The organism is Streptomyces sp. NPDC101110 (assembly GCF_044759525.1).
Lineage (GTDB): Bacteria > Actinomycetota > Actinomycetes > Streptomycetales > Streptomycetaceae > Streptomyces.
The window spans coordinates 54,498-80,346 of the sequence record NZ_JBIVZM010000023.1; the positions used below are offsets into that span (position 1 = coordinate 54,498).

The 25,849-nt window shown below is 72.6% G+C and carries 21 protein-coding genes, 3 tRNA genes and 1 pseudogene; 14 read left to right on the top strand and 11 right to left on the bottom strand.

Annotated elements, in window-relative coordinates; all coding sequences use genetic code 11:
• Nucleotides 1–13: 13 nt before the first annotated feature.
• On the bottom strand, nucleotides 14–967 hold the full coding sequence (locus ACIQU3_RS35945) for an anti-sigma factor RsbA family regulatory protein (RefSeq protein ID WP_403743574.1): 954 nt from the start codon (nucleotides 965–967) through the stop codon (nucleotides 14–16).
• Nucleotides 964–1,308, bottom strand: coding sequence for an STAS domain-containing protein (locus ACIQU3_RS35950; protein ID WP_403929868.1), 345 nt, complete (start codon nucleotides 1,306–1,308; stop codon nucleotides 964–966). Before ACIQU3_RS35950 ends, ACIQU3_RS35945 begins: the two co-directional genes overlap by 4 nt.
• A 189-nt stretch (nucleotides 1,309–1,497) precedes the next feature.
• Between ACIQU3_RS35950 and ACIQU3_RS35955 the strand changes: the two genes are divergently transcribed.
• From ACIQU3_RS35955 to ACIQU3_RS35980, 6 genes are all read left to right on the top strand, one after another.
• Complete coding sequence (locus tag ACIQU3_RS35955) at nucleotides 1,498–2,196, top strand: ANTAR domain-containing protein (protein ID WP_403743570.1); 699 nt, start codon at nucleotides 1,498–1,500, stop codon at nucleotides 2,194–2,196.
• Between the two features lie 146 nt (nucleotides 2,197–2,342).
• The gene (locus ACIQU3_RS35960; protein WP_403743567.1) at nucleotides 2,343–2,504 is read left to right on the top strand and encodes a hypothetical protein; all 162 of its coding nucleotides are present in this window, start codon (nucleotides 2,343–2,345) and stop codon (nucleotides 2,502–2,504) included.
• Between the two features lie 199 nt (nucleotides 2,505–2,703).
• Nucleotides 2,704–2,946 carry a DUF6411 family protein gene (locus tag ACIQU3_RS35965; RefSeq protein WP_403743564.1) on the top strand — a complete coding sequence of 81 codons (243 nt, stop codon included), beginning with the start codon at nucleotides 2,704–2,706 and terminating at the stop codon, nucleotides 2,944–2,946.
• A gap of 69 nt (nucleotides 2,947–3,015) precedes the next feature.
• Nucleotides 3,016–3,981, top strand: a complete 966-nt coding sequence (locus tag ACIQU3_RS35970; protein WP_403743562.1) for a YihY/virulence factor BrkB family protein — start codon at nucleotides 3,016–3,018, stop codon at nucleotides 3,979–3,981.
• Between the two features lie 67 nt (nucleotides 3,982–4,048).
• The gene (uppS, locus tag ACIQU3_RS35975; protein WP_403929871.1) at nucleotides 4,049–5,992 is read left to right on the top strand and encodes a polyprenyl diphosphate synthase; all 1,944 of its coding nucleotides are present in this window, start codon (nucleotides 4,049–4,051) and stop codon (nucleotides 5,990–5,992) included.
• Between the two features lie 159 nt (nucleotides 5,993–6,151).
• The gene (locus ACIQU3_RS35980) at nucleotides 6,152–6,925 is read left to right on the top strand and encodes a sulfite exporter TauE/SafE family protein (RefSeq protein WP_403743558.1); all 774 of its coding nucleotides are present in this window, start codon (nucleotides 6,152–6,154) and stop codon (nucleotides 6,923–6,925) included.
• Nucleotides 6,926–6,986: 61 nt separating this feature from the next.
• Here ACIQU3_RS35980 and ACIQU3_RS35985 read toward each other — a convergent pair.
• The 3 genes from ACIQU3_RS35985 to ACIQU3_RS35995 all read right to left on the bottom strand — a co-directional run bounded on the left by ACIQU3_RS35985 (nucleotide 6,987) and on the right by ACIQU3_RS35995 (nucleotide 7,401).
• Nucleotides 6,987–7,060, bottom strand: a tRNA-Ile gene (locus ACIQU3_RS35985).
• 190 nt (nucleotides 7,061–7,250) lie between these two features.
• Nucleotides 7,251–7,323 (bottom strand) — tRNA-Asn (locus tag ACIQU3_RS35990).
• 5 nt (nucleotides 7,324–7,328) lie between these two features.
• Nucleotides 7,329–7,401 (bottom strand) — tRNA-Asn (locus ACIQU3_RS35995).
• A gap of 159 nt (nucleotides 7,402–7,560) precedes the next feature.
• Between ACIQU3_RS35995 and ACIQU3_RS36000 the strand changes: the two genes are divergently transcribed.
• The 4 genes from ACIQU3_RS36000 to ACIQU3_RS36015 all read left to right on the top strand — a co-directional run bounded on the left by ACIQU3_RS36000 (nucleotide 7,561) and on the right by ACIQU3_RS36015 (nucleotide 13,236).
• A complete protein-coding gene (locus tag ACIQU3_RS36000) occupies nucleotides 7,561–7,866 on the top strand; it encodes a YtxH domain-containing protein (protein ID WP_403743556.1) in 306 nt (101 codons plus the stop codon).
• 147 nt (nucleotides 7,867–8,013) lie between these two features.
• Nucleotides 8,014–9,462, top strand: a complete 1,449-nt coding sequence (locus ACIQU3_RS36005; protein WP_403743552.1) for an FGGY-family carbohydrate kinase — start codon at nucleotides 8,014–8,016, stop codon at nucleotides 9,460–9,462.
• Nucleotides 9,463–9,574: 112 nt separating this feature from the next.
• Nucleotides 9,575–11,308: an ABC transporter ATP-binding protein gene (locus ACIQU3_RS36010; RefSeq protein ID WP_403929874.1), complete on the top strand. Its 1,734-nt coding sequence runs from the start codon at nucleotides 9,575–9,577 to the stop codon at nucleotides 11,306–11,308.
• The gene (locus ACIQU3_RS36015) at nucleotides 11,308–13,236 is read left to right on the top strand and encodes an ABC transporter ATP-binding protein (RefSeq protein WP_403743547.1); all 1,929 of its coding nucleotides are present in this window, start codon (nucleotides 11,308–11,310) and stop codon (nucleotides 13,234–13,236) included. Before ACIQU3_RS36010 ends, ACIQU3_RS36015 begins: the two co-directional genes overlap by 1 nt.
• 155 nt (nucleotides 13,237–13,391) lie before the next feature.
• Here ACIQU3_RS36015 and ACIQU3_RS36020 read toward each other — a convergent pair whose 3' ends face one another.
• A complete protein-coding gene (locus ACIQU3_RS36020) occupies nucleotides 13,392–14,690 on the bottom strand; it encodes an RNA polymerase sigma factor (protein WP_403929877.1) in 1,299 nt (432 codons plus the stop codon).
• A gap of 139 nt (nucleotides 14,691–14,829) precedes the next feature.
• On the opposite strand from ACIQU3_RS36020, the gene ACIQU3_RS36025 reads away from it, so the two are divergent.
• Together ACIQU3_RS36025 and ACIQU3_RS36030 are read left to right on the top strand one after the other, a co-directional pair.
• Complete coding sequence (locus ACIQU3_RS36025) at nucleotides 14,830–15,447, top strand: hypothetical protein (RefSeq protein WP_403743541.1); 618 nt, start codon at nucleotides 14,830–14,832, stop codon at nucleotides 15,445–15,447.
• Nucleotides 15,444–16,442 (top strand): nucleotidyl transferase AbiEii/AbiGii toxin family protein, encoded by a 999-nt coding sequence (locus ACIQU3_RS36030; protein WP_403929880.1) that lies wholly within the window; start codon nucleotides 15,444–15,446, stop codon nucleotides 16,440–16,442. The genes ACIQU3_RS36025 and ACIQU3_RS36030 overlap by 4 nt, the downstream gene beginning before the upstream one ends.
• 6 nt (nucleotides 16,443–16,448) lie before the next feature.
• On the opposite strand, the gene dnaG is transcribed toward ACIQU3_RS36030, so the two are convergent.
• The 4 genes from dnaG to ACIQU3_RS36050 form a co-directional block, all read right to left on the bottom strand.
• The gene (gene dnaG, locus ACIQU3_RS36035; protein WP_403929883.1) at nucleotides 16,449–18,368 is read right to left on the bottom strand and encodes a DNA primase; all 1,920 of its coding nucleotides are present in this window, start codon (nucleotides 18,366–18,368) and stop codon (nucleotides 16,449–16,451) included.
• A 106-nt stretch (nucleotides 18,369–18,474) separates the two neighbouring features.
• Complete coding sequence (locus tag ACIQU3_RS36040) at nucleotides 18,475–19,740, bottom strand: NAD(P)/FAD-dependent oxidoreductase (protein WP_403929886.1); 1,266 nt, start codon at nucleotides 19,738–19,740, stop codon at nucleotides 18,475–18,477.
• 134 nt (nucleotides 19,741–19,874) lie between these two features.
• Nucleotides 19,875–21,152 (bottom strand): deoxyguanosinetriphosphate triphosphohydrolase, encoded by a 1,278-nt coding sequence (locus tag ACIQU3_RS36045; RefSeq protein ID WP_403743533.1) that lies wholly within the window; start codon nucleotides 21,150–21,152, stop codon nucleotides 19,875–19,877.
• A 117-nt stretch (nucleotides 21,153–21,269) separates the two neighbouring features.
• Entirely contained in the window at nucleotides 21,270–22,040 is a 771-nt protein-coding gene (locus tag ACIQU3_RS36050) for a sirohydrochlorin chelatase (protein ID WP_403743529.1), read from the bottom strand.
• 214 nt (nucleotides 22,041–22,254) lie between these two features.
• Here ACIQU3_RS36050 and ACIQU3_RS36055 point away from each other — a divergent pair, with 214 nt between their 5' ends.
• On the top strand, nucleotides 22,255–22,953 hold the full coding sequence (locus tag ACIQU3_RS36055; protein WP_403929889.1) for a vancomycin high temperature exclusion protein: 699 nt from the start codon (nucleotides 22,255–22,257) through the stop codon (nucleotides 22,951–22,953).
• An 11-nt stretch (nucleotides 22,954–22,964) separates the two neighbouring features.
• Here the strand turns inward: ACIQU3_RS36055 and ACIQU3_RS36060 are convergent.
• A pseudogene (locus ACIQU3_RS36060) lies at nucleotides 22,965–23,491 on the bottom strand (enoyl-CoA hydratase-related protein); the annotation flags it as partial.
• Nucleotides 23,492–23,718: 227 nt separating this feature from the next.
• On the opposite strand from ACIQU3_RS36060, the gene ACIQU3_RS36065 reads away from it, so the two are divergent.
• On the top strand, nucleotides 23,719–25,848 hold the full coding sequence (locus ACIQU3_RS36065; protein ID WP_403743525.1) for a molybdopterin oxidoreductase family protein: 2,130 nt from the start codon (nucleotides 23,719–23,721) through the stop codon (nucleotides 25,846–25,848).
• The last annotated feature ends 1 nt before the right edge of the window (nucleotide 25,849 follow it).

Here is a 25,849-nt window from a genome sequence, read left to right on the forward strand (position 1 = left end):
GCCCCTCGCCGGGTCAGTGGGCGAACCAGCAGCGCACGGTCGTCCCGTCGTCGCCCCGGTGCACCCGCACCAGGTCAGCGATCAGGTTGACCAGCAGGATCCCCCGCCCGCCGCGCTGGTCGCGCGGCACCGGCCGGCGCCCGGCCAGGGCGTCCCCGAGGAGCCCGTCGTCGCGGACCTCGCACACCACGTACCCGGCCTCGGACCACACCCGCAGCACGCCCGAACCGCCGCCATGGACCACGCTGTTGGTGGTGAGCTCGGCCGTGGCGAGGGCCAGGTCGTCGAGCTTCACACCGACCAGGCCCAGCCGGGCGCCCTCCCCGACGGCCACATGCCGGGCGTGCGGGAGGGAGTCGGACTCGAAGGCGAAGGTCAGCGCCTCCGGCACCGGCGGCAGCGGCTCGTTGTAGCGCACGACCACGTCCTCGGGGGCGTACGCAGCGCTGTCCTGCGCCGTCCGGGAGCCGGGGTGGATGACGGCGGGGTGGGTGGCGTACGCGTCGGCGACGACGTGCTCGGGCAGCTGCGCGACGTCGTACGGGCACATGATCGTCGCGGCGCGCCCCCGGAACGCGGCGTTGATGAGCGCCTCGTGCTGGGCGCAGGCCGGGTACTCGGTGGCGGAGCGGCCGGCCCAGACCGGCTCGCCGACGATCCGCACCCGGCGGCCGGCGGGCTGGGCGTCGGCGAAGGCCAGCAGCACACCGGGGATGATCCGCCCGGGGTTGCGTCCGGCCTCGCGCATGTCCAGCAGGCGCACGGACGCGGCGGCGTCCCCCAGCGCGTCCCTGATCAGGGCGAGGTTCTTGCCGGGCACCGCGACGGCGACCGGTTCGCCGGCCTCCAGGCCGTCGTGCACGAAAGGCAGGGTGCCGCCGAGGTACTCCTCCTCGTCCCGGTAGAAGAGGGCCGGGTGGGCGAAGGAGCCCAGAGGGCCGAAGGGCTCGGTCACGGCAGCGGTCATGACGTCGACACCTCGATTCCGCTCTGGCCGGGCCACAGCAGGTCCAGCGTGCGCCGCAGGGCGGGCGGCGGCCGGCGCACCACGAACCGCCGGCCGTCTGGGAGCTGCCCGGCGGCGGCCGCGAGGGCACCGGCGCCCGCGACGTCGACGAACGTCACGTCGGACAGCTCCAGGTAGTACACGTCCTCGCCTTCACGGACAGCTTCCTCCAGCACACCTTCCCAGATCGCGCGCGTCGTCAGGCCGACCTCCCCGGCCGCCCGGACGCCCTGCCGGCCGGCCAGCGGAAACACCGCCAGGCCCGGCACGGGGCCGGTCGCCGAGAGCTGCTGCCGAGTCATCAAGGCCCTCTCCCCAGGTTTCCGGACCACAGCGCTCGTACCCGTACGGCAGAAGCTCATTCCCCCAAAGCGGGTGTAGTAAGCCGTACGGCGGGCAGGCGCACCGTCACACCGACGTCCACGGGGGCGAGAGACGTCGTGCAGTCCGGCGAGACGCACACGACCGATGAGGACAGACAAGGCGGTGACATGACCTCAGCGGCATCACCACATCTCACAGGAGGGCTGGACACCCTGGTCATCCCCGGCCGCGTTGCCGCGGACCGCGCCGAGCTCACCCCGCGGGGTGAGCTCGTCCACGGTTGCGCGGAAATCCTGGCGAGAACCCTGGCCGGCCTGCCGGCCACCGTCACCCGGGTCGACCTCGACATGGCGGGCGTGCACTTCATGGACACGGCGGGGCTGCAGTTCCTGGACGTGCTGGCCGACCACGGCCGGCAGCGTGCGCTGGCGGTGACGGCGACGAACTGGAACGGCCAGCCGCGCCGGATCCTGGAGCTGGCGGGCCTGGACACGACCGACCCGCTGAGGGGCCTGGAGGCCACCGGCCCGGTCCCCGCCGCACCACCGGCCGCCCCCACCGTCTCGGCGGTCGCCCTGGAGCGTGCGGAGCGCCTGCACGTCCTCCAGGAGGAGGTGGAGCAGCTGCGTCATGCCATCGCCTCCCGCCCCGTCATCGACCAGGCTCGGGGCATTCTCATGGCCACCCACGGCTGCACGTCCGACGAGGCGTGGCACATCCTGCGGGAGACGTCCCAGCTGTCGAACACGAAGCTGCGGGACGTCGCTGCGGCGGTGACGGCGAGCGCGGAGGCGGACGGCCCACCGCCGCCGGCCGAGCTGCGCACGGCACTGCACCGGGCCGTGGCGAGGCGCCGCCGGGGCTGAGGTGCCGGGCACCGTGCGGCTGAAGGGGCGGGAGTCGGGGGACATACCTGGGGGCTGGGGGCCGGGGCGGGGGAACACGCGCGGGGCCGGTGCGTCCCGCCCCACCGGGGTACCCGGCAGCCGACCGCTGCCGGAGGAGGCACACCATGAGCGACCACACCCCTTCCCAGGCCGAGGGCGACCGCGACGACGAGCGGGACACCACCCCGCGTCCCACCCCGTCCCAGGCGGAGGGCGACCACGACGACGCGAACGTTCCGGACGAGGGCGACACGCCGGAGGGCTCCGGAACAGAGCAGGGCACGTGACGAGGCGACCCGGACAGCGCAGCGAGTACATGGCGGAGCGAAGCGTGCGCGGGAGCGGTCGTACGACGGAGTGAGGTGAGCGCGGGAGCGGGCGTACGCGAGGCGTGCGCGGGAGGGACGGCTCGTACATCGGCGGAGGCCACATGGAGACGGCCTCGCGGGGCACCTGTATCTCCCACACCAGTCAAGGGAGTTGCTCGTGATCGTCGCCGTCGTCATCGCCGGGTGCGTGCTGCTGGCCGTGCTCGCCTTCCTCGTCCCCCGTCTCTCGCGCCACCCCGAGCGCGGCACCCAGCGTTCGCTCGGCGCGGGCGCACGGGCCGGAAGCAAGGCGCCCGGCCCCCTGGGCCGGCTCTTCGCCAAGCCCTTCCACACGAGTTCCCGCGCGGTGAGCCGCAGCGGCTCCGCCGGCCGCCGTACCCGCGGCCGCATGCCCTTCTGACCCACCGCGCGGCCGGCCACCCGGCATGCTGGTCCGGTACGCAGGGCAGGCCGAAGGAGACCTTTCTCGATGGGCACCGCAGTGCACGTCCCGCAGACGCGGGACATGATCGGGGAGGAACTCTCCGGGGACGAGGCGTTCACCGCGCTGCGGCGCTACGGAGGCCGTCGGCTGCTGGTCGACGCGTTCACCCGCTTCCGCTACGCCGACGGCTTCAGCAACTCCCGCTCCCTCGCCTTCCAGGTGGTCCTGGGCATGGTGCCGTTCACCATCGCCCTGGTCGGCGTGGCCACCACCGTGCACACGGAGAGCGTGGGCCGGATCATCGAACTCACCCTCGGCCGGATCGTGCCCGGCGCCAGCACCCGCCTGATCGAGGATGCCCTGCACGGCACCGAGCGCAGCGCCGGGTCCGGTGTCTGGGGTGCCGTCGCCATGTGGCTGGGCCTGGCGTTCGCCGTGCTCAACCTGGCCTCGGCGATGGCCCAGGTCGAGCGCGGCGCCAACCGCATCTACGGCATCGAGCGCGACCGGCCGTTCGTGGCCAAGTACGGCCGTTCCCTGCTGCTCGCCCTCGCGGCGGGCATGCCGATGGTCCTGGGGTTCCTCGTGCTCGTGGCGGGTGACGCCGTCGGCGGCGCGGTGGTGCAGACCCTCGGCTGGTCCCGCACCTGGCTCGACCGGTGGGGCGCCCTGAACGTGCCGCTGGGTGTGCTGCTCGCGTGGGTCGCCTCCGCGGTGATCTTTCGCTGGGCGCCCCGCCGGGACCAACCCGGCTACACATGGCTCGCGTTCGGCTCCGCGGTCCACCTGGTGCTGTGGATCACGGCCACCTGGCTGCTGGCGCTCTACGTCGCCGAGAGCGGCTCGTTCGGCGCCGTCTACGGGCCTTTGACGGCGTTCGTCGCCCTGCTGCTGTGGGCCAACCTGACGGGTGTGGCCCTGTTCCTCGGCATCGCCTTCGCCGCCCAGTTGGAGGCGGCCCGGGCCGGCATCACCGAGGCCGTGCGGCCGGACCCGGGCCCGGGCCCGTGACGTACGCCGCTGACGCGCGCCCCGCCCCTGTGATCACCGCACTGAACCAGGACGTATCGTCCTCGGTGTGAGCGATGTGCCCCCCGCGACCACAGCACCGTCGGACCGAGCGGCGGCCTCCGCATCGCCGGAACAGGCCGAACTCCCGGAGCCGGCCGCATCTGCGGAGCCGGCCGCGTCGCCGAAGCCGGCCGAACGTCAGGTGACCGGCGACGTCGACCCGGCCCTGCGGGCGGCCTACCGGCTGTGCCGCCGCCGGACGAAGGAGCAGGACCCGGCGGAGTACACGCTGATCCGGCTGGTGCCCGCGGCGCTGCGGCCGGCCCTGCACGCGCTGTGGGCCGCCGCCAACGCCCTCGACGATCTCGGCGACGACCGTACGGCGCCGGCTGCCGAGCGGGCCGCCCGGGTCGAGGCCTGGATCGCCGCCCTGCATCGTGAACTGCCCACCGGAGCAAGCCCGGACCCGGTCCGGCACGCCCTGGTGGACACCGCGAACCGCTGGCGCCTCGACCTGTCGGAGCTGCGGGACGCCATGGCCCAGGTCCAGGACGACACCCGGGGCCGGGACTTCGCCGACTGGGCGCAGTGGCGCACCTGGGGCCGGGACAACCTCCTTCCCTGGTTCGGCCAGGTCCGCACGGTCTTCGACCGGGCCGGCGTCCCCGTGGCACTGCGACTGGACACCCGGGAGGCCTACGAGGAGTTCCTCGACGGCGTCCGGCTGACCGACATCCTCACCGATCTGTCAGCCGACCTCGCCCAGGGCGACCTGCTTCTGCCCGCCGAGGCCCTCGACCTGCACCCGGGGTCGGCCGCCGACCTCGCGCGGTGCCGCTGGAGTCCCGCCGTCGCCGCGCTGATCACGCACCTGACCGGTCTGGCCCGCCAGTGGGTGTCCCAAGAGGCCCTCACCCGCGGCATGCACCCCGGCCCCGCCACCGTCCTTCAGACGATGGCCGCCCTGCTGCACGCCCAGCTCGACGCCGTCGACGCGGCCGGCCCGGCCCTGCTGCGCTCCCCTCCCCGGCCCGCGCTGCGCACCCGGGCCCGCATCCTCGTCCCCGCCCGGGCCCGCGCGGCCCTGGCCTGGAGCCTGACCCCGCTGACGGTGCCGCCGCCGCGACGCCCCGCCGACCACAGTCCGCCGGCACCCGCAGGGCCGGCCCCCACCGGCGCCTTCCGGCGGCCGCCGCCCCATCCGAGCGGTGAGCGGCCCCCGGAGATCCCGCCCGGCCTGCTGCCCGCCCACGTCGCCGTGATCATGGACGGCAACGGCCGCTGGGCCCAGCAGCGCGGCCTGCCCCGGCACACCGGCCACCGCGCCGGTGCCACGGCCGTGCGCGAGGTGGTCCACGGCGCCCTGGACATCGGCCTGCGCCATCTGACGCTGTACACCTTCTCCACCGAGAACTGGCGCCGCGAACCGGAGGAGGTCGACGCGATCCTCGACCTGCTGCGCGGCGAACTCGCCGAGAACCCCTTCCGCGACCTCGACGTCCGGCTGCGCTGGCACGGCCGCGCCGGCCGCCTGCCTCCCGACCTCGTCGACCTGCTCCACCTGCGGGAGCGCACCACCCGCGCCCGCACCGGCCTGACGCTGACGATGTGCATCGACTACGGCGGCCGGGACGAGCTCACCCGCACCGCCGCCGCCCTGGCGGCCCGGGCCCGGGGCGGCCGTCTGGAGCCCGGCCTGATCGACGAGAACGACTTCGCCCGGCACCTGCCCCACCCGGACATGCCCGACGTGGACCTGCTCTGGCGCACCGGCGGCGAACAGCGGATCTCCAACTTCCTGCCCTGGCAGTCGGCCTACGCCGAACTGCACTTCACCCCCGGTCTCTGGCCGGACGCCGACCGCCGCGACCTCTGGCAGGCGGTCACCGCCTACACCCGCCGCCGGCGCCACCACGGCGCGACTCCGGCCCCGGCGGGCGAGCCCGCCGGGGCCGACGGACCGTCAGCGGCCCACCGTGTGAGGGCCCCTGCGGCGGGCCCGGGCGACTGAACGGGTTGTGCGGCCCCGGCGGGACACCGTGCCCCCGCCCGGCGGAGCCCACATACTGAGCGCGGGGCCGGGCCGTCGGCCCGCTCGTGCATGATCGGTGTGAGCCCCTCGACCGCGTTCGGCGCAGCGGGGAGGCGACACACCGAGCCTTGTGAGGAGATGGCGTTGTCCATCTGGGAAGCACTGGCAGTCTTCGCGGCCGGCACAGCAGCCGGCACGATCAACACCATCGTGGGCTCCGGCACCCTGATCACCTTCCCGGTGCTGCTGGCCATCGGGCTGCCGCCGGTCACCGCCAACGTCTCCAACGCCCTCGGCCTCGTACCCGGCTCCATCAGCGGAGCCATCGGCTATCGCGCCGAACTGCGGGGCCAGGGGCGCCGCGCTCTCGTCCTCGGTCTCACCGCCCTCGTCGGCGGACTCGGCGGCGCCGTCCTGCTGCTCGCGCTGCCCTCCGAGGCGTTCGACACGTTCGTCCCGGTGCTGATCGCCCTCGCGCTGGTCCTCGTCCTGCTCCAGCCCCGCCTCGCCGACGTCGTACGGCGCCACCGCGAGGACAACGGCACCGCCGCCCGCCCGCACGGCGGGCCCGTGCTTCTGGCCGGGCTGCTCCTGGCGAGTGTGTACGGCGGCTACTTCGGCGCCGCCCAGGGAGTGCTGTACCTCTCCTTGATGGGCCTGTTCCTCGACGAGGACCTGCAACGCGTCAACGCCGTCAAGAACGTCCTCGGCGCCGTCGTCAACGGCGTCGCCGCCTGCTTCTTCCTCTTCGTCGCCGAGTTCGACTGGACGGCGGTCCTGCTGATCGCAGTCGGCTCCGCCCTCGGCGGTCAGATCGGCGCCAAGGTCGGCAGACGGCTCCCGCCCGCGGCGCTGCGCGCCGTCATCGTCGCCGTCGGCGTCGTGGCGATCGTCCAGCTCCTGCTGCGCTGAGACAGCTGAGATGCGGCACACCCAAGGCCGAGACGTTTCCGCAGGCCGGAGACCTGCGCAGTGGGGCGGGTGGGACTCGAACCCACGGCCGACGGATTATGAGTCCGCTGCTCTAACCGGCTGAGCTACCGCCCCATAGCGGCGTGTCGCGTACATGTGTGCGCGCCGTCTGCCGCAGCATAGCCGCTCATACGATCTCCTGCTTCGGCTGGGCGGCTTCGCACGGCCTACCTGACCATGAGGACTGCGCCGGGTGCCGCGCGGTTCCCGGAGCAGCGGCGGAGGCATGAAAAAGGACCCCTGAGAGGGGTCCGTTTCCCACCTGCTCCCCCGACTGGACTCGAACCAGTAACCTGCCGGTTAACAGCCGGCTGCTCTGCCAATTGAGCTACGGAGGACCGAGCTCCCCGGACTGGACTCGAACCAGTAACCTGCCGGTTAACAGCCGGCTGCTCTGCCAATTGAGCTACCGAGGAAGGTCTCGTTTGCATCGAACGTACCTACCTGGGTATCCGCCAGGGGGCGCGCGTTCGCTGCGACACATACATTAGCGCAAGCAGGGGGGTGCTCCGCCAATCGGTACTCCCCGGCACCGACGCCGCACCGGAGACCTACGCAAGGGAAGGGTGGCCGCCATGCGTTACCGGCTCACGTTCGTCGCCGGAGTCGTCCTGGGTTACGTGCTGGGCACGAGGGCCGGACGCGAGCGCTACGAGCAGTTGAAGAAGTCAGCCCGGCAGTTCGCGCAGAACCCCGCCGTGCGCAACACCGCGGAGACGGCGGCCCACCAGGGCCGCGAGTTCGCGGGCAAGGCGTACCACGTGGTGAGCGACAAGGTCGGTGACCGTGTTCCCGAAGCGGTGGCCGACCGCGTCCGCCACCTCCGCGACCGCGCCGCCCACAACGGCGGCGAGGACGACTGGGGCACGAGCAACACGTGATCCTTTGATGCCGGGCATGTCAGCGCCCCGAAAGGGGCGCGGGGAACTGCGCGATCGACCACGACGAAGCCCGCGCTCACAACCCGGCGACCTCTCCCACGGCGCCCACGGCCCGACCCCAGCGGAGCGTGCGGCAGAATTTTGGCCATGGGGATAGTCGCCGGGTTGGACAGTTCACCCGATTTCACTCGTATCGTCGTCTGTGACACGGACTCCGGAGCCGTGCTCAGGCAGGGATATGCGCCGCATCCGGTGGAGAGCCCCGAGGGCGGCGGCCGGCCGTCCGACGTCGACCCGCAGGCCTGGCTGCTCTCCCTGGGCGAGGCGGCGGGCGGCGGGCTGCTGGAGGGCGTGCAGGCGATCGGCGTCTCGGCGCAGCAGAACGCCGTCGTGCCGCTGGACGCGCAGGGAAACACCGTGCGGCCCGCGATGGTCGGCGGCGACAAGCGGACGCAGGTCGCCGCGGCCGATCTGATCGACGCCCTCGGGGGGCGCGAGGCGTGGGCGCAGGCGGTGGGCTGTGTGCCGCAGGCCGCGCAACCGGTGACGAAGCTGCGCTGGCTGGCCCGGACCGAACCCGAGAACGCGCAGCGCACGGCGATCCTGCTCCAGGCGCACGACTGGCTGGTGTGGCAGCTGCTGGGCCGGCCGGTGCGCCGGACGACCGACCGGGGCGGCGCGTCCGGCACCGGCTACTGGTCGGCGGCGACCGGCGGCTACCGGACCGACCTCGTGGAGCTGGCGCTCGGGCACCAGGTGATGCTGCCGGAGGTGATCGGCCCGGCGGACGCGGCCGGGACGACGCCGGAGGGGCTGCTGATCTCCGTGGGGACCGGCGAGACCATGGCGGCCGCGTTCGGTCTCGGCATCGGCCTCGGTGACGCGGTGGTGTCGCTGGGCGCGTCCGGGTCGGTGATGGCCGTGCATCCCGAGGCCCTGGTCGACGGGTCCGGGATGATCACCGCGCTGGCGGACGCGACCGGCATGCACCTGCCCGTCGTCACCACGCTGAACGCGGTACGGACCCTGCGCGGGGCGGCCGAGCTGCTGGGGCTGCCCGACCTGGAGAGCCTGTCCGACCTCGCGATGAAGTCGACGCCCGGGTCGCACGGGCTGGTGCTGCTGCCCTATCTGGAGGGCGAGCGGACACCGAACCTGCCGCACACCGCCGGGACCCTGGCCGGGCTCCGGCGCGAGTCGATGAAGGCGGAGCACCTGGCACGGGCCGCGTTCGAGGGGATGCTGTGCGGGCTCGCGGACGCGCTGGACGTGCTGCGCGGCCGGGGTGTGGAGGTGCGGCGGGTGTTCCTGCTCGGGCCGGCCGCCGAACTGCCCGCCGTGCAGGCCGCGGCGCCCATGCTGTTCGGGACCCAGGTCGTGGTGCCGCAGCCCGCGGACTACGCGGCGATCGGCGCCGCCCGCCAGGCGGCCTGGGCGCTGGGGGCCTCGCAGGGCACGCTCGACGTGCGGAACCCGCCGGCCTGGCAGGGCGCGGTGGCGCAGGTGCTGGAGCCCGGGGACGAGCTGGCCGTGGGGCAGGCGGTGCGGCAGCAGTTCGTGGCGGTGCGGGAGCAGACGCACCCGGGAGCACTCTGACGGGTCCGACCGCCTCTTGGGTTAATTCGGTTGAGGTAACGCGGGTGGAGTGTTCGACGATAGGGGCCAGGGGCAACCACTCGGCCCCGCCGTCCACTCCGAGAGAAGCAGCGTGCTCATACGACTTCTGCGGACCTATCTCAGGCCCTACAAGAGACCCATCGCCCTGCTGGTGCTGCTGCAGTTCCTGCAGACCTGCGCCACGCTCTACCTGCCCACGCTGAACGCGGACATCATCGACCAGGGGGTCGTGAACGGCGACACCGGCTACATCCTGGGCTACGGCGGCCTGATGATCGGCATTTCGCTGGTCCAGGTCGGCTGCAACATCGGTGCCGTGTACTACGGCGCCCGCACGGCGTCGGCGGTCGGACGGGACCTGCGGGCGTCCGTGTTCGACCGGGTGCAGTCGTTCTCCGCGCGTGAGGTCGGTCACTTCGGGGCGCCGTCGCTCATCACCCGGACGACGAACGACGTCCAGCAGGTGCAGATGCTGGCGCTGATGACGTTCACGCTGCTGGTGTCGGCGCCGATCATGTGCGTGGGCGGCATCGTGCTGGCGCTCGGGCTGGACGTGCCGTTGTCCGCGGTGCTGGTGGCGGTCGTACCGGTGCTGGGCATCTGCGTGACGCTGATCGTGCGGCGGCTGCGGCCGCTGTTCCGGGCGATGCAGGAGCGGCTGGACTCGGTGAACCAGGTGCTGCGCGAGCAGATCACCGGCAACCGCGTGATCCGGGCCTTCGTCCGGGACGAGTACGAGCAGCAGCGCTTCCGGAAGGCCAACACCGACCTCACCGACTTCGCGCTGGGCACCGGCAACCTGCTCGCGCTGATGTTCCCGATCGTCATGACGGTGGTGAACCTGTCGTCGATCGCCGTGGTGTGGTTCGGCGCGCACCGGATCGACAGCGGCGGCATGCAGATCGGTGACCTGACGGCGTTCCTGGCCTATCTGATGCAGATCGTCATGTCCGTGATGATGGCCACCTTCATGTTCATGATGGTGCCGCGCGCGGAGGTGTGCGCCGAGCGTATCCAGGAGGTGCTGGACACCTCCTCCAGCGTCGTCCCGCCGTCGGCGCCGGTGCGGGAGCTGCGCCGGCACGGGCATCTGGAGATCCGCGGGGCGGGGTTCCGCTATCCGGGTGCCGAGGAGCCGGTGCTGCGGGCCGTGGACCTGGTGGCCCGCCCGGGTGAGACGACCGCCGTCATCGGCTCGACCGGCAGCGGCAAGTCCACGCTGCTCGGGCTGGTGCCGCGGCTGTTCGACACCACCGACGGGCAGGTGCTCGTCGACGGTGTCGAAGTGGCGGACATCGACCCGGAGCTGCTCGCGAAGACCGTCGGGATGGTGCCGCAGAAGCCGTACCTGTTCGCGGGGACCGTGGCGACCAACCTGCGCTACGGCAATCCGGACGCCACGGACGAGGAGCTGTGGCACGCCCTGGAGGTGGCACAGGCCAAGGACTTCGTGGAGCGTCTCGAAGGGGGTCTCGACTCGCCGATCTCGCAGGGCGGGACGAACGTCTCCGGTGGTCAGCGCCAGCGGCTCGCGATCGCCCGCACGCTGGTGCAGCGGCCCGAGATCTACCTCTTCGACGACTCCTTCTCCGCGCTCGACTACGCCACGGACGCCGCCCTGCGGGCCGCGCTCACGCAGGAGACCGCCGAGGCGACCGTGGTGATCGTCGCGCAGCGGGTGGCGACCATCCGGGACGCCGACCGGATCGTGGTCCTCGACGAGGGCCGGGTCGTGGGGACCGGCCGGCACCACGAGCTGATGGCGGACAACGAGACCTACCGGGAGATCGTGCTCTCCCAGCTGACGGAAGCGGAGGCTGCCTGATGGCGGGGCCCATGGGGCGGATGATGGCCGGGGGCGGCCCCGACCAGCGCTCGCTCGACTTCAAGGGGTCGGGCAAACGGCTCGTCGCGCGGTTCGGGCCGGAGCGGGTCACCATCTACGTGCTGCTGCTGTGCGTGGTGCTCAGCGTCGGCCTGAGCGTCGTCGGGCCGAAGATCCTCGGCAAGGCGACCGACCTGGTCTTCGCGGGCATCGTCGGGCGGGGCATGCCGGAGGGGGCGTCCAAGGAGCAGGTCCTGGAGCAGATGCGGCAGCGCGGGGACGGTGACGTCGCCGACATGCTGCGCAGCACCGACTTCACCCCGGGCGAGGGCATCGACTTCACGGCCGTCGGGCATGTGCTGCTGCTCGCACTGGGTGTGTTCACGGTGGCCGGGCTGCTGATGGCGGTGGCGACACGGCTGGTGAACCGGGCCGTGAACCGGACCATGTTCCGGATGCGCGAGGACGTCCAGACGAAGCTGTCGCGGCTGCCGCTGTCGTACTTCGACAAGCGTCAACGCGGTGAGGTGCTGTCCCGGGCGACCAACGACATCGACAACATCGGGCAGACGCTCCAGCAGTCGATGGGGCAGCTCATCAACTCGGTGCTGACCATCATCGGCGTGCTCGCCATGATGTTCTGGGTCTCCTGGATCCTGGCGCTGGTCGCGCTGGTGACGGTGCCGCTGTCGTTCGTGGTGGCCACGCGGGTGGGCAAGCGGTCGCAGCCGCACTTCGTGCAGCAGTGGCGCTCGACGGGCAAGCTGAACGCGCACATCGAGGAGATGTACACCGGGCACGCCCTGGTGAAGGTGTTCGGACGCCAGGAGGAGTCGGCACGGCAGTTCGCCGAGCAGAACGACGCGCTGTACGAGGCGGGGTTCAAGGCGCAGTTCAACAGCGGTGTCATGCAGCCGCTGATGATGTTCGTGTCGAACCTGAACTACGTGCTGGTTGCGGTCGTGGGCGGACTGCGGGTCGCCTCGGGCTCGCTGTCCATCGGTGATGTGCAGGCCTTCATCCAGTACTCGCGGCAGTTCTCCATGCCGCTGACGCAGGTCGCCTCGATGGCGAACCTGGTGCAGTCGGGTGTCGCCTCGGCGGAGCGGGTCTTCGAACTGCTCGACGCGCAGGAGCAGGAGGCGGATCCGGTGCCGGGCGTGCGCCCCGAGGAGCTGCGCGGGCAGGTGGCGCTGGAGCACGTGTCGTTCCGCTACGACCCCGACAAGCCGCTCATCGAGGACCTGTCGCTGAAGGTCGAGCCGGGGCACACGGTCGCCATCGTCGGCCCGACGGGCGCCGGCAAGACGACGCTGGTGAATCTGCTGATGCGGTTCTACGACGTCACCGGCGGGCGCATCACCCTCGACGGGGTGGACATCGCGCGGATGTCCCGGGACGAGCTGCGGGCCGGCATCGGCATGGTGCTGCAGGACACCTGGCTGTTCGGCGGCACGATCGCGGAGAACATCGCCTACGGTGCGTCCCGGGAGGTCACCCGCGGGGAGATCGAGGAGGCGGCCCGGGCGGCACACGCGGACCGGTTCGTCCGGACCCTGCCGGACGGGTACGACACGGTGATCGACGACGAGGGCACGGGGGTGAGCGCGGGCGAGAAGCAGCTCATCACCATCGCCCGGGCGTTCCTGTCCGACCCGGTGATCCTGGTGCTGGACGAGGCGACGAGCTCGGTCGACACGCGGACGGAGGTGCTGATCCAGAAGGCGATGGCCAAACTGGCGCACGGGCGTACGTCGTTCGTCATCGCCCACCGGCTGTCGACGATCCGGGACGCGGACACGATCCTGGTGATGGAGGACGGGGCGATCGTGGAGCAGGGCGCGCACGAGGAGCTGCTCGCGGCCGACGGTGCCTACGCGCGGCTGTACAAGGCGCAGTTCGCGCAGGCGGTGGCCGAGGTGGACTGAGTCGCGATCCGGGGGGCCGGGTGGTGTCGTGGGGCGGCTGCGGGACCGTTGTGGCTGGTCGCGCAGTTCCCCGCGCCCCTTGGGTACGTGCAGCTGACGCCCTCTCAGGGGCGCGGGGAACTGCGCGAACAACCCCCACCGGCCCGCAGGCGGCGTCAGTCCAGATAGCCCCTCAGCTGATCCGCGAAGGCGTGGTCCCGCAGCTTGTTGAGGGTCTTGGACTCGATCTGCCGTATCCGTTCCCGCGTCACGCCGAAGATGCGGCCGATCTCCTCCAGCGTGCGGGGGCGGCCGTCCGCCAGCCCGTAGCGGAGTTGGACGACCTTCCGCTCCCGCTCCCCCAGGGTCGAAAGGACCGCCTCCAGGTGCTCCCTGAGCAGCAGGAACGCCGCCGACTCCACCGGGGAGGCCGCGTCGCCGTCCTCGATGAGGTCGCCCAGGGCGACGTCGTCCTCCTCGCCGACGGGCGCGTGCAGCGACACCGGCTCCTGGGCCAGCCGCAGGACCTCGCTGACCCGCTCCGGCTGGAGGTCCAGGTGGGCCGCGACCTCCTCGGGGGTCGGCTCGTGGCCCCGCTCCTGGAGCATGCGGCGCTGGACGCGGACGACCCGGTTGATGAGCTCCACGACGTGCACCGGGACCCTTATCGTGCGCGCCTGGTCGGCCAGGGCGCGGGACATGGCCTGGCGGATCCACCAGGTGGCGTACGTGGAGAACTTGTAGCCGCGGGCGTAGTCGAACTTCTCGACCGCCCTGATCAGGCCGAGGTTGCCCTCCTGGACAAGGTCGAGCATGGTCAGGCCGCGGCCGACGTAGCGCTTGGCGACCGAGACGACCAGGCGCAGGTTGGCCTCGATCAGGCGGCGCTTGGCCATGCGGCCCATGACGACGAGCCGGTCCAGGTCGAGGGCGAGCTGGCTGTCCAGGTCGGGCGTGAGCCGCAGCTTCTCCTCCGCGAACAGGCCGGCCTCGACGCGGCGGGCGAGTTCGACCTCCTCTGCGGCGGTGAGCAGGGGGATGCGGCCGATCTCCCGCAGGTACTGGCGGAACAGGTCCGAGGAGGGGCTGCCCGATTCGGTGCGGACCGGTGGGGGTTCGACCGCTTCGGGAGGTTCCGCCGCCTCGATGGCCTCGGCGGGCGGCTCCTCCGGCTCCGGCCCCGACTCGGGGTGGTGCGCGGCGCGGCTCTGCGCCGGGACCCCTGACAGGGAGTCCGCCTCCGCGTCCGGCGCGGCACCGTCGGCGTCGGCAGGGGCACCGGCGTCGGTCTGGGTGAGGGTCTGGGTCTGCACGGGGGCGACCTCCAGGATGATCGCTGCCAGGGGGTACGACAGCGGTACTTCGGGGGCGGAGTCGACGGCCTCGCCGCTTTCCGTCCCGTACGCGATGAGCGGAACCGCGGGGGTCTGGGACCCGTCGGTGACGGATCGGCCGCGCTCCGAGGACTCAGGCACCGGAACCCAGTGTGGGGTAAGACACATCGTCGCCACGAGGGGCGTGCGGTGACTTTTTGCTTCCGGTCCGTGACCGCGCGATCGCCCCTCGTGGGAAACCCGGATGCCTCACGTGCCCCTGGTCTGCAACGATCGTCCGATGTCCGCTTCCCTGTACGAGTCGCATGTGACGGTCCGCTGCGCCGGACCCGACGAGCGCGCCCGGCTGCACCGCTGGGCGGCGAAGGGCGGGTTCAAGCTCACGCACATCGTGCTGGCCAGGGGCCGGATGCGCGACCAGCCGATGCTCACCCTGTCCGGTTCGCCGTCGTACTCCCGCGAAGCGGCGCGCGTGCGAGAAGTGGCCGCGCGTTTGCGGGCGGACGGCTTCGATCCGGTGCGCGTGAAGATCGAGTCGTCGCCCTGGGCGCCGGAGGTGCCGCGCCGCCCGTGCGAAGACGGGCGGTACTTCGAGCAGCATGTGAAGCTGCGGCTCACCGCGGACACGGACCTGGTGGCTCTCGCGGCGCGCGTCGCGCCCCACGGCGCCCATCTGTCGTGGAACGCCAGGCGGGTTGCGGGCGAGCATCACGAGCGGTTCGTGACCCAGCGCTGCCACGCGGTGGACGCCGAGGGGGCGGGTCGGGCGCTGGAACGGCTGCTGACCGAGCTGCGCGGTTGTGAAGTGCTCGGCGTGGAGCGGGAGTTCGTGCTGTACGACAGTGATGTGTCGGTGGACGACGGATGGCTGGAGGAGCCGGTGGGGGTACGGACATGACCGGGACGGCGTGGGAGTGGTTCGGCTGGCGGAGCTCCGAGATCCCCCGGGAGCCGCTGGACGACGCCACCCGCCGGGTGGGACACCTGCCGAAGACGCTGCGTCCGGTGCCGGGGGACGACGTGGTGCAGCGGCCGGTCTTCGACCCGGCCCTGAAGCACCTCCAGAACGCCTATCGAGCCACCGACCCGTGCTTCACCGACCCGGCGCGAAACGAGGCGTGGCGGGCGGCCCGCGGCCGGGCCCTGCACCTGGTGCTGGCCGCGATCGCCGGCTCGCCATGGGTGGACGCACTGGTGCTGCGGGGCAGCGTGCTGATGTCGGTCTGGTTCGGGGAGGCCGCGCGCGAGCCCGGTGACCTGGACTTCGTCGTCGTTCCGCACACCTGGCGGATGGAGGACGGCCGGACGGACCGGATGCTGACCGGGATCGCGCAGGCGGCGCAGGAACTGGCCGAGGCGCGGGGGCCGGAGGTCGGGGTCTCGGCACGCGGCGCGGTGGTGGAGGACATCTGGACCTACGACCGCGTGCCGGGCCGGCGCATGGTGCTCCCCTGGGGCACGCCCGGTCTGCCCGGCGGCCACGTCCAGCTGGACTTCGTCTTCAACGAGCGGCTGCCCGAGGGACCCGAACTGGTCGAACTGCCGGGCGGTGCGCTCGTCCAGGCCGCGACGCCGGAGCTGTCGCTGGCCTGGAAGCTGCTGTGGGTGATCAACGACGTGCACACCCAGGGCAAGGACCTGTACGACGCCGTCCTGCTGGCCGAGCGGTACCCGCTGCGTTACGAGCTGCTGCACGAGGTGTTCCGGCTGTCGGGCGAGTGGCCGTACCCGTACCGCGAGAAGATCCTCCTGGAGGACGTGGCGGAGGCGGTCGGCTACGTGGAGTGGGAGCACTTCGTCACCGAGTACCCGCGGTTCCGGTACGCCGAGCGGGAGTTCGCCGAGCGGCTGGTGCGCGCGGTGACGCCGACCTTCGAGGGGGCCGGGGACTGACCCGTGTCAGAGCGCGGCGGCGCCGTGTACGCGCAGGGTCTGGTCGTACTGCTGGAGGACCCACAGCTCGTTCTGCACGGCGGCGAGCTCGGCCGGGTCGCCGTGGGTGCCGAGGCGGGTGAGCCGGCCGGTGATGTCGCGGATACGGCGCTCGACGGCCCGGCGGCGGACCGTCACCAACTGGGCGCCCGCGTACACCTCGTCGGCGCCCTTCACGCCCTTGTGCAGCATGATCGCTTCTACGGCCAGCTCCGTGACCATCGCGCGGACGGCGTCGTCGGGGGCGGCCTCGCGGACCCTGACCAGGTAGTCCTGGGGGTCGGCGACGCCCGGTTCGGCGCCGCCCGCGTCGAGGATGGCCTGGCGGACGGCGGCGTAGGGCGGAGCGGTGAACTCGTCCACGCCGTACGCGTCGAACGCCGGGGAGACCAGCTCGGGGCGCTGGAGGGCGAGTTTGAGGAGCTCCCGTTCGGTGGCGAAGACCGGGTTGCGCAGGTTGAGGGCCGGGCCGCGGGGGGCGGCGGGCTGGGGCGGGCCGGCGTACTGCCTGCCCTGCTGCTGCCGCTCGGGGGCCGGGCCCTTGCCGCCGCGGTCGCGGGCCCAGCGGGCCAGCTGGGCGACGCGCTTGACGACGAACTGGGTGTCGAGGATGCCGAGCATGCCGGCGAGCTGGACGGCGACCTCGTGCTGGGCGCCGCTGTTCTTGATGCGGGCGACGATCGGCGCGGCCTCGTCCAGGGCGGCGGCGCGGCCGGCCGGGGTGTCGAGGTCGTAGCGGCTCACGATCTGGCGCAGGGCGAACTCGAAGAGCGGGGTGCGGGGTTCGACGAGGTCGGCGACGGCCTCGTCGCCCTTGGCCAGGCGCAGGTCGCAGGGGTCCATGCCGTCCGGCGCGATGGCGATGTACGTCTCGGCGGCGAACTTCTGGTCGTCCTCGAAGGCCCGCAGGGCGGCCTTCTGGCCGGCGGCGTCACCGTCGAAGGTGAAGATGACGCGGGCCGAGCCGTTGTCCATGAGCAGCCGGCGCAGGATCTTGATGTGGTCGCCGCCGAAGGCGGTGCCGCAGGTGGCGATGGCGGTCGTCACACCGGCGAGGTGGCAGGCCATGACGTCCGTGTAGCCCTCGACGACGACCGCGCGGGACGCCTTGGCGATGTCCTTCTTGGCCAGGTCGATGCCGTAGAGGACCTGGGACTTCTTGTAGATCGCCGTCTCGGGTGTGTTCAGGTACTTCGGGCCGTTGTCCGCCTCGTAGAGCTTGCGGGCGCCGAAGCCGACGACGTCGCCGCCGATGTCGCGGATGGGCCACATCAGCCGGCCGCGGAAGCGGTCGATGGGGCCGCGGCGGCCCTCCTGGGAGAGGCCGGAGAGGACCAGCTCCTTGTCGGTGAAGCCCTTGCCGCGCAGGAAGCGCGTGAGGTGGTCCCAGCCCTGGGGGCTGTAGCCGACGGAGAAGTGCTGGGCGGCGGCCTGGTCGAAGCCGCGCTCGGCGAGGAACTGGCGGCCGGTGTCGGCCTCCGGGCTGGTCGCGAGCTGCTCCGCGTACCAGTCGGCGGCGATCTTGTGGGCCTCGACCAGGCGGATGCGCTCGCCGCGCTGGTGGGAGGGGTTGTAGCCGCCCTCCTCGTAGCGCAGGGTGATGCCCGCCTGGCCGGCCAGGCGCTCGACCGCCTCCGAGAAGGTGAGGTGGTCGATCTTCATCACGAACGTGATGGTGTCGCCGCCCTCCTGGCAGCCGAAGCAGTGGAAGAACCCCTTGCTCGGGCTGACCTGGAAGGACGGCGACTTCTCGTCGTGGAAGGGGCAGAGACCCTTGAGGTTCCCGCCGCCCGCGTTGCGCAGCTGGAGGTACTCGGACACCACGGCGTCGATCGGGACCGCGTCCCGTACCGCCTTCACGTCCTCGTCGTTGATCCGTCCTGCCACGAGGTGATTCTACGGGGCCGCACCGACACTCCTGAGGCGAGACGGCTTTCCGGCCGGGGGTCCCGGGGGTGCCCCCGGGAATTGCAGCACGGCGGTGGTGTGGCGGCTACGGTGCGAGGCTTTCCAGGGGGACGTGCGGGTCCGCCAGGGACTCCGTGTTCACCCTGGCCCTGGAGCGGATCAGGCGCTGGATCTTGTCGGTGACGTCCCACACGTTCACGTTCATCCCGGCCAGCACCCGGCCGTCCTTCACCCAGAACGCGATGAACTCGCGTTTCCCGGCGTCGCCCCGGATCACCACCTCGTCGTAAGACCCGGCGGGGGCCCAGCCGGAGTACTCCATGCCCAGGTCGTACTGGTCGGAGAAGAAGTAGGGCACCCGGTCGTACGTCACGTCGTGGCCCAGCATGGAGCGCGCCGCCGCCGGGCCGCCGTTCAGGGCGTTGGCCCAGTGCTCGACGCGCACCCGTGTGCCGAACAGGGGGTGCGGGAAGGAGACGACGTCACCGGCCGCGTAGATGTCGGGGTCGGAGGTGCGCAGCCGCTCGTCGACGACGATGCCGCCGCCGTGGGCCCGGTCGGCGATCTCCAGGCCGGCCGCCTCCGCCAGGTGCGTGCGCGGGGCCGCGCCGATCGCCGCCAGCACGTCGTGCGCCGGGTGCTCCTCGCCGTCGTCGGTGCGGGCCGCGAGCACCATGCCGTCCTGGCCGACGATCTCCGTCAGCCGCCTGCCGAAGTGGAACCGGACCCCGTGTTCGCGGTGCAGCTCGGCGAAGAGCCCGCCGAGCTCCGGGCCCAGCACGCCGTGCAGCGGGGTCGGCCCGTATTCGACGACCGTGACCTCCGCGCCGTACTCGCGGGCCGCCGCCGCGACCTCCAGGCCGATCCAGCCGGCACCGGCGATGACGAGGTGGCCGTTGTCCCTGCCGAGGTTGGTCAGGACGTGTTTGAGGCGCTCGGCGTGGGCGAGGCGGCGCAGGTGGTGCACGCCGGCCAGGTCCGTGCCCGGGATGTCGAGACGGCGGGGCTCGGCCCCGGTGGCCAGGAGCAGCTTGTCGTAGCGGGCGACGGTGCCGTCCTCGCCGAAGCGGACCGTCTTCGCCGTGCGGTCGATCGCGTCGACGGTCTGGCCCAGGTGCAGCTCGATGTCGTTGGCCGCGTACCAGGCGGGTTCGTGCACGAAGACGCTGTCGCGTTCCTCCTTGCCGAGGAGGTAGCCCTTGGACAGGGGCGGGCGCTCGTAGGGGTGGTCGCGTTCGTCGCAGATCAGTATCACGCGGCCGGTGAAGCCCTCCGCGCGGAGCGTCTCGGCCGCCTTGGCGCCGGCCAGTCCGCCTCCGACGATGACGAATGTCTGATCCGCGTCGACCACTTGTTGCCTCCTCGTCAGGGTGTCGCCACTTGCGAGCGTCCCGCACGGAGCGTGATGCGGGAAGAGGGAGTGACCCGATCAGGCCACGGAGGGTCACATTCGGGGGTGCTTCCGTCCCGCCCGTCGCGTCAGTCTCATCCCTGCCCCGTCAGACGGGCGTGAAGCGAACGGGCGGAGACGTCGGTGAGGGAGGCGATCTGGTCGACGATCACCCGCTTGCGGGCGCGGTCGTCCGCCGCCCCGTCGAACAGGGCGCGGAACTGCGGGTCCAGGCCGTCCGGGGCGCGGGCGGTGAGCGCCTCGGCCAGCTCGGCGACGACGATCCGCTGGTCGGCGCGCAGCCGCTCCTGTTCGGCGCGCTGCATGACGTAGAGGTCGGCGACGGCCTTGAGGACGGCGCACTCCATCCGGGTCTCGCGCGGGACGACCAGCTCGGCGGCGTACCGGGTGAGCCGCCCGGCGCCGTAGGCGGTGCGGGTGGCGGTCTCGGCGGCCAGGCAGAAGCGGCCGATGAGCTGGCTGGTGGCGTCCTTCAGACGGGCCTGGGCGACTGCGGTGCCGTCGTAGCCGTGCGGCCACCACTCCTGCGCGAGGAGCCGGTCCAGGGCGGCGGCGAGCTCGGCGGGGTCGGTGCCGGCGGGGACGTAACGGCCGCGGGCCACCTCGAAGACGTCCCGGCGTTCGGGGTCGGCGTGCAGGCAGTTCGGGTCGATGTGGCCGGCGTGCAGACCGTCCTCCACGTCGTGCACCGAGTAGGCCACGTCGTCGGACCAGTCCATGACCTGCGCCTCGAAGCAGGTGCGGGTGCCGGGGGCGTCCTTGCGGAGCCAGTCGAAGACCGGGCGGTCGTCCTCGTAGACGCCGAACTTGTGCGACGCCGGGTCGGTGGGGTGGGCGCCGCGGGGCCAGGGGTACTTGGTGGCGGCGTCGAGGGCGGCGCGGGTGAGGTTGAGGCCGACGGAGCCTTCCGGGGTGAACCGTTTGGGCTCGATGCGGGTGAGGAGCCTCAGGGACTGGGCGTTGCCCTCGAAGCCGCCGCAGTCCGCCGCGAACTCGTTGAGGGCCTGTTCGCCGTTGTGGCCGAAGGGCGGGTGGCCGAGGTCGTGGGAGAGGCAGGCGGCTTCCACGAGGTCGGGGTCGCAGCCGAGGGCCGCACCCAGTTCACGGCCGACCTGGGCGCATTCGAGGGAGTGGGTGAGGCGGGTGCGGGGGCTGGCGTCCCAGGCGGGGCCCATGGTGCCGGGCGTCACCACCTGGGTCTTGCCGGCGAGGCGTCGCAGGGCGGCGGAGTGGAGGATCCGGGCGCGGTCGCGCTGGAAGGCGGTGCGGCCGGGGCGTTTGTCGGGTTCCGGGGCCCAGCGCTCGACTGACGTCGGGTCGTAGCCCGGGGGGTTCTGTGCGGTGCCGTCCATGGCTCGACAGTAAGCGCCAACGCGCGTGCCGGGTTCCGTTGTGGGGCGTGTGCGGGTTGTTTTGGGCTGGTCGCGCAGTTCCCCGCGCCCCTTGAGGGCGTGGCCCCGTCGGCGACATCACGCCGAGGCCAGTACCGGTCGAGCAGCCGCCGTCGCCAGCGCCTCCTCGTAGCGGCGGAGGATGAGGTCGGCCATCGAGGGCTGCGTGCCCAGGGGGGCCGCCGCTATCCAGGGGGCCTTCTGGGCGCACTCCGTGGCGAAGCGGCCTGGGGCCGTGAAGTAGGAGGCGAGGGCTATGTGGCGGCGGCCCCTCGCCAGCAGGGTGCGGACGGCCGTCTCGACCGTCGGGGTCGCGGCGGAGGCGTAGGCCGGGATGACCGGGACGCCGAGGCGGGCCGCCAGGAGGTGGGCCGTGCGGCCCGTGTCCGCTTTCGCGTCCGGGTCGCGGGAGCCCGCGGCGGCGAGGACGACCGCGCTGGTGCGGTGGGGTGTCCCGCCCCAGCCGGCTTCCGTGAGGCGGGCCTGGAGGGCGTCGACCAGGAGGGGGTGGGGCCCCAGGGGGGCGGCGAGGTGGGTGCGGGCCCGGGAGGCCGCCGCCATCTCGGGGATGTCCTGCTTGACGTGGTAGCCGCGGCTGAGGAGGAGGGGGACGAGGACCGCCTCCGAGTCCCCCAGGGCGGCGAGCGTGTCGGGGAGCAGCGGCGCGTTGAGTTCGATGTGGCCGAGGTGCACGGGCACGTCGGGGCGCAGGGCCCGGACCCGGTCGAGGAGCGCCGTGACGGTGCTCAGCGCGCGGGGGTCACGGCTGCCGTGGGCCACGACCACGAGGGCGGGCGGGGCCGGGCGGCGCGGGGCGGCCGGCGGGACGAGGCTGAGCTGACTGGGCATGCACCGATGGTCGCGGCGCCACGTTGCCTTCCCGTTGCATGGGCGTCACGGGTGTTTTCCAGCGGTTCACGATGCGGGACAGAGGGTGTGTGAGCTGCCTTGACCTGCGGTTTCCATATATCGCGTGAAGCTGGTCACGCGGTTGTGGGTGAACCGGGCGGCCGGGGAGGCCGTCCCTGACTGTCGAGAGACCGACCTGGGGAGGGACCGTCCGATGCGTCGTGTGACGTTGCGCGGACCGCGGCTGCCGCGTTCCCGGCGGGGGCAGCGGCGGCTGGTGCAGGCCGTGATGGCCGGGTGCGTGCTCGCGTTGCTGCCGGCGACGTGGATGTACGCCGTGGCGGGTGACCGGCTGCGTACGACGGCGGATGTGCCACGTACCGAGGTGGCCGTGGTGTTCGGGGCCGGGCTGTGGGAGGGGGAGCCCTCGCCGTACCTCGCGCACCGGCTGGACGCGGCGGCGAAGCTCTACCGGGAGGGTCGGGTGGAGGTGGTGCTCGTCACCGGGGACAACAGCCGTGAGGACCACGACGAGCCGGACGCGATGCGCGTGTATCTGACCCGGAAGGGGGTGCCCGACGGGCGGATCGTCAGCGATTACGCGGGGTTCGACACCTGGGACTCCTGCGTGCGCGCGAAGAAGATCTTCGGAGTGGACGAGGCCGTGCTGATCAGCCAGGGCTTCCACATCCGGCGGGCGGTGGCGCTGTGCCAGGCGGCGGGGGTCGCGTCGTACGGAGTCGGGGTGGACGCCGTGCACGACGCGACCTGGTACTACGGGGGTGCCCGGGAGGTCTTCGCCGCCGGCAAGGCCGCGCTGGACGCGGCCTTCCGGCCGGACCCGCGGTTCCTCGGGCCGCGGGAGCCGGGGGTGGAGAGGGCCTTGGCGACAGCCCGGGACCCTCTCCGTTGACCGGGCCGGGCTCAGCGTCCGTGGAAGCGCGGGGGGGGGCGCTTCTCCAGGAGCGCCGTCATCCCCTCCTTCTGGTCGTCGGTGGCGAACAGGGCGTGGAAGACGCGGCGTTCGAAGCGGATCCCGTCCCGTAGGCCGGTTTCGAGGGGGCGGTCGACGCACTCGCGGGCCGCCCGGACGGGCACGCTTGCGTACGAGGCGATCGCCGCCGCGGCTTCGAGGGCCTCGGGCAGGACCCGGTCGTCCGGCACCACACGGCAGACGAGACCGCAGCGTCCAGCCTCCTGTGCGTCCACGGTGCGGCCGGTGAGGACCAGGTCCATGGCCTCGGCCCGGCCGACGAGCCGTGTCAGGCGTGGGTGCCGCCGATGCCGGGGATCACGCCGAGCTTGATCCCGGGCCCGCCGAAGACCGCCGGCTCCCCCGCGACGACCAGGTCGCACATCATCGCCGGCTCGCAACCGCCGCCCAGGGCACGCCCGTTGACGGCGGCGATCTCCGGGGTGCGGAGGTCGGCGAACTCCTCCCAGGCGCCGAAGTCAATGAGTCACATGTGGCGTTTCCCGTCCCACGGGCAACGTCCGGGCCGGTCGGCGGCGACGTGAAGGTGGGCAGGCGTGTGCCTCACCCGGCGGCGGGCCCGTGCCTCGCGGGGCGGCGGGCTCCCTGCCTCACGCCCGCGGGGCGGCGGCGGGGAGGTTGCCGTCCCGGCCGCGTAACAGGGAGCCGTCCCCGGCGTAACACGGCCGACGCACGCTGGACGGCATGCAGAGCACCGCGACGCCCACGCACTGCCCGTACTGCGCCCTGCAGTGCGGGATGAACCTGACGCCCGCCCCGGACGGGACCGTCGAGGTGAGCGAGCGCGCGGACTTCCCGGTGAACCGGGGCGCGCTGTGCGGCAAGGGGCGTACGGCCGCGTCGGTGCTCGCCCGGAACGTACGGCTGACCTCACCGCTGGTGCGTGACGAGGGCGGCACGCTGGTGCCCGCCTCCTGGGACGAGGCACTGGAGAGGATCGCCGCGGGGCTGGGCCGCACCCGCGCGGAGCACGGCCCGGACGCGGTCGGGGTGTTCGGCGGGGGCGGGCTGACGAACGAGAAGGCGTACACGCTCGGGAAGTTCGCGCGGGTCGTGCTCGGCACCTCGCAGATCGACTACAACGGGCGTTTCTGCATGTCGTCGGCGGCGGCCGCCGGCATCAAGGCGTTCGGGCTGGACCGGGGGCTGCCCTTCCCGCTGGAGGACATCCCGAAGTCCGGCTGCGTGATCCTCGTCGGGTCGAACCTCGCGGAGACCATGCCGCCGTCGCTGCGGTTCTTCACCGAGCTGAAGGAGAACGGCGGGACGCTGATCGTCATCGACCCGCGCCGCACGAAGACCGCCGAGCAGGCGGACCTGCACCTGGCGCCCCGGCCCGGCACGGACCTGGCGCTCGCCCTCGGCCTGCTGCACCTGGTGATCGCCGAGGGCCGGGTGGACGAGGAGTACGTCGGGGAACGCACGGCCGGCTGGGAGGACGCCCGGGCCGCCGCGATGGCGCACTGGCCGGAGTACGTGGAGCGGATCACGGGGGTGTCCGTTCCCCGACTGCGCGAGACCGTACGGCTGTTCTGCGAGCCGGAGTCGGCGATGGTGCTCACCGCGCGGGGGCCCGAGCAGCAGTCCAAGGGCACGGACACGGTGGGCGCGTGGATCAACCTGTGCCTGGCCACCGGCCGGGCGGGCCGTCCGTACTCCGGGTACGGCTGTCTGACCGGGCAGGGCAACGGGCAGGGCGGGCGCGAACACGGGCAGAAGGCCGACCAGTTGCCGGGCTACCGCAAGCTGGACGACCCGGCGGCCCGGGCGCACGTCGCCGAGGTGTGGGGCGTCGACCCGGACAGGCTGCCCGGCCCGGGGCGCAGTGCGTACGAGCTGCTGGACGCGCTGGGCACCGACATCAGGTCGCTGCTGCTGATGGCGTCCAATCCGGTGGTGTCGGCGCCGCGTGCCGCGCACATCGAGGAGCGCATCCGGTCGCTGGACTTCCTGGCGGTCTGTGACGTGGTGCTGTCGGAGACGGCGGAGCTCGCGGACGTGGTCCTGCCGGTCACGCAATGGGCCGAGGAGACGGGCACCACGACGAACCTGGAGGGCAGGGTGCTGCTGCGGCGCCGGGCGGTCACCCCGCCCGACGGCGTGCGCAGCGATCTGGAGGTGCTGCACGAACTCGCCGCCCGCCTGGGCGTGGAGAAGGGCTTCCCGACCGACCCGGAGGAGGTCTTCGAGGAACTGCGCCGGGCGTCGGCGGGCGGCGCGGCGGACTACTCGGGGATCACGTACCGGAGGCTGGCCGAGGAGAACGGGGTGTTCTGGCCTTGTCCGGCGGCGCGGGAGGCCGCCGACGCGGGCGAGAACGCCCTTCCCGGCGAGGAGGCACCGGCCGTGCACCCCGGCACGCCCCGCCTCTTCCTCGACCGTTTCGCCACGCCCGACGGCCGCGCCCGGTTCGTTCCCGTCTCGCACCGCGCGAGCGCAGAGGAACCGGACGACGAGTACCCGGTGCTGCTGACCACCGGGCGGGTCGTGGCGCAGTACCAGTCCGGGGCGCAGACCCGGCGGGTGGCGGAGCTGAACGCCGCCGCGCCCGGGCCGTTCGTGGAGCTGCACCCGAGGCTGGCGGCCCGGCTCGGTGCGGCCGAGGGCGATCCGGTGGCCGTCGTGTCGCGGCGGGGCCGGGCCGTGGCGCCCGCGCGGATCACGCACGCCATCCGGCCCGACACCGTCTTCATGCCCTTCCACTGGCCGGGCGAGGGCCGCGCCAACACCCTCACCAACCCCGCGCTCGACCCGACCTCCCGGATGCCGGAGTTCAAGACGTGCGCGGTGCGGCTGGAGGCCGTCGAGGGATAGC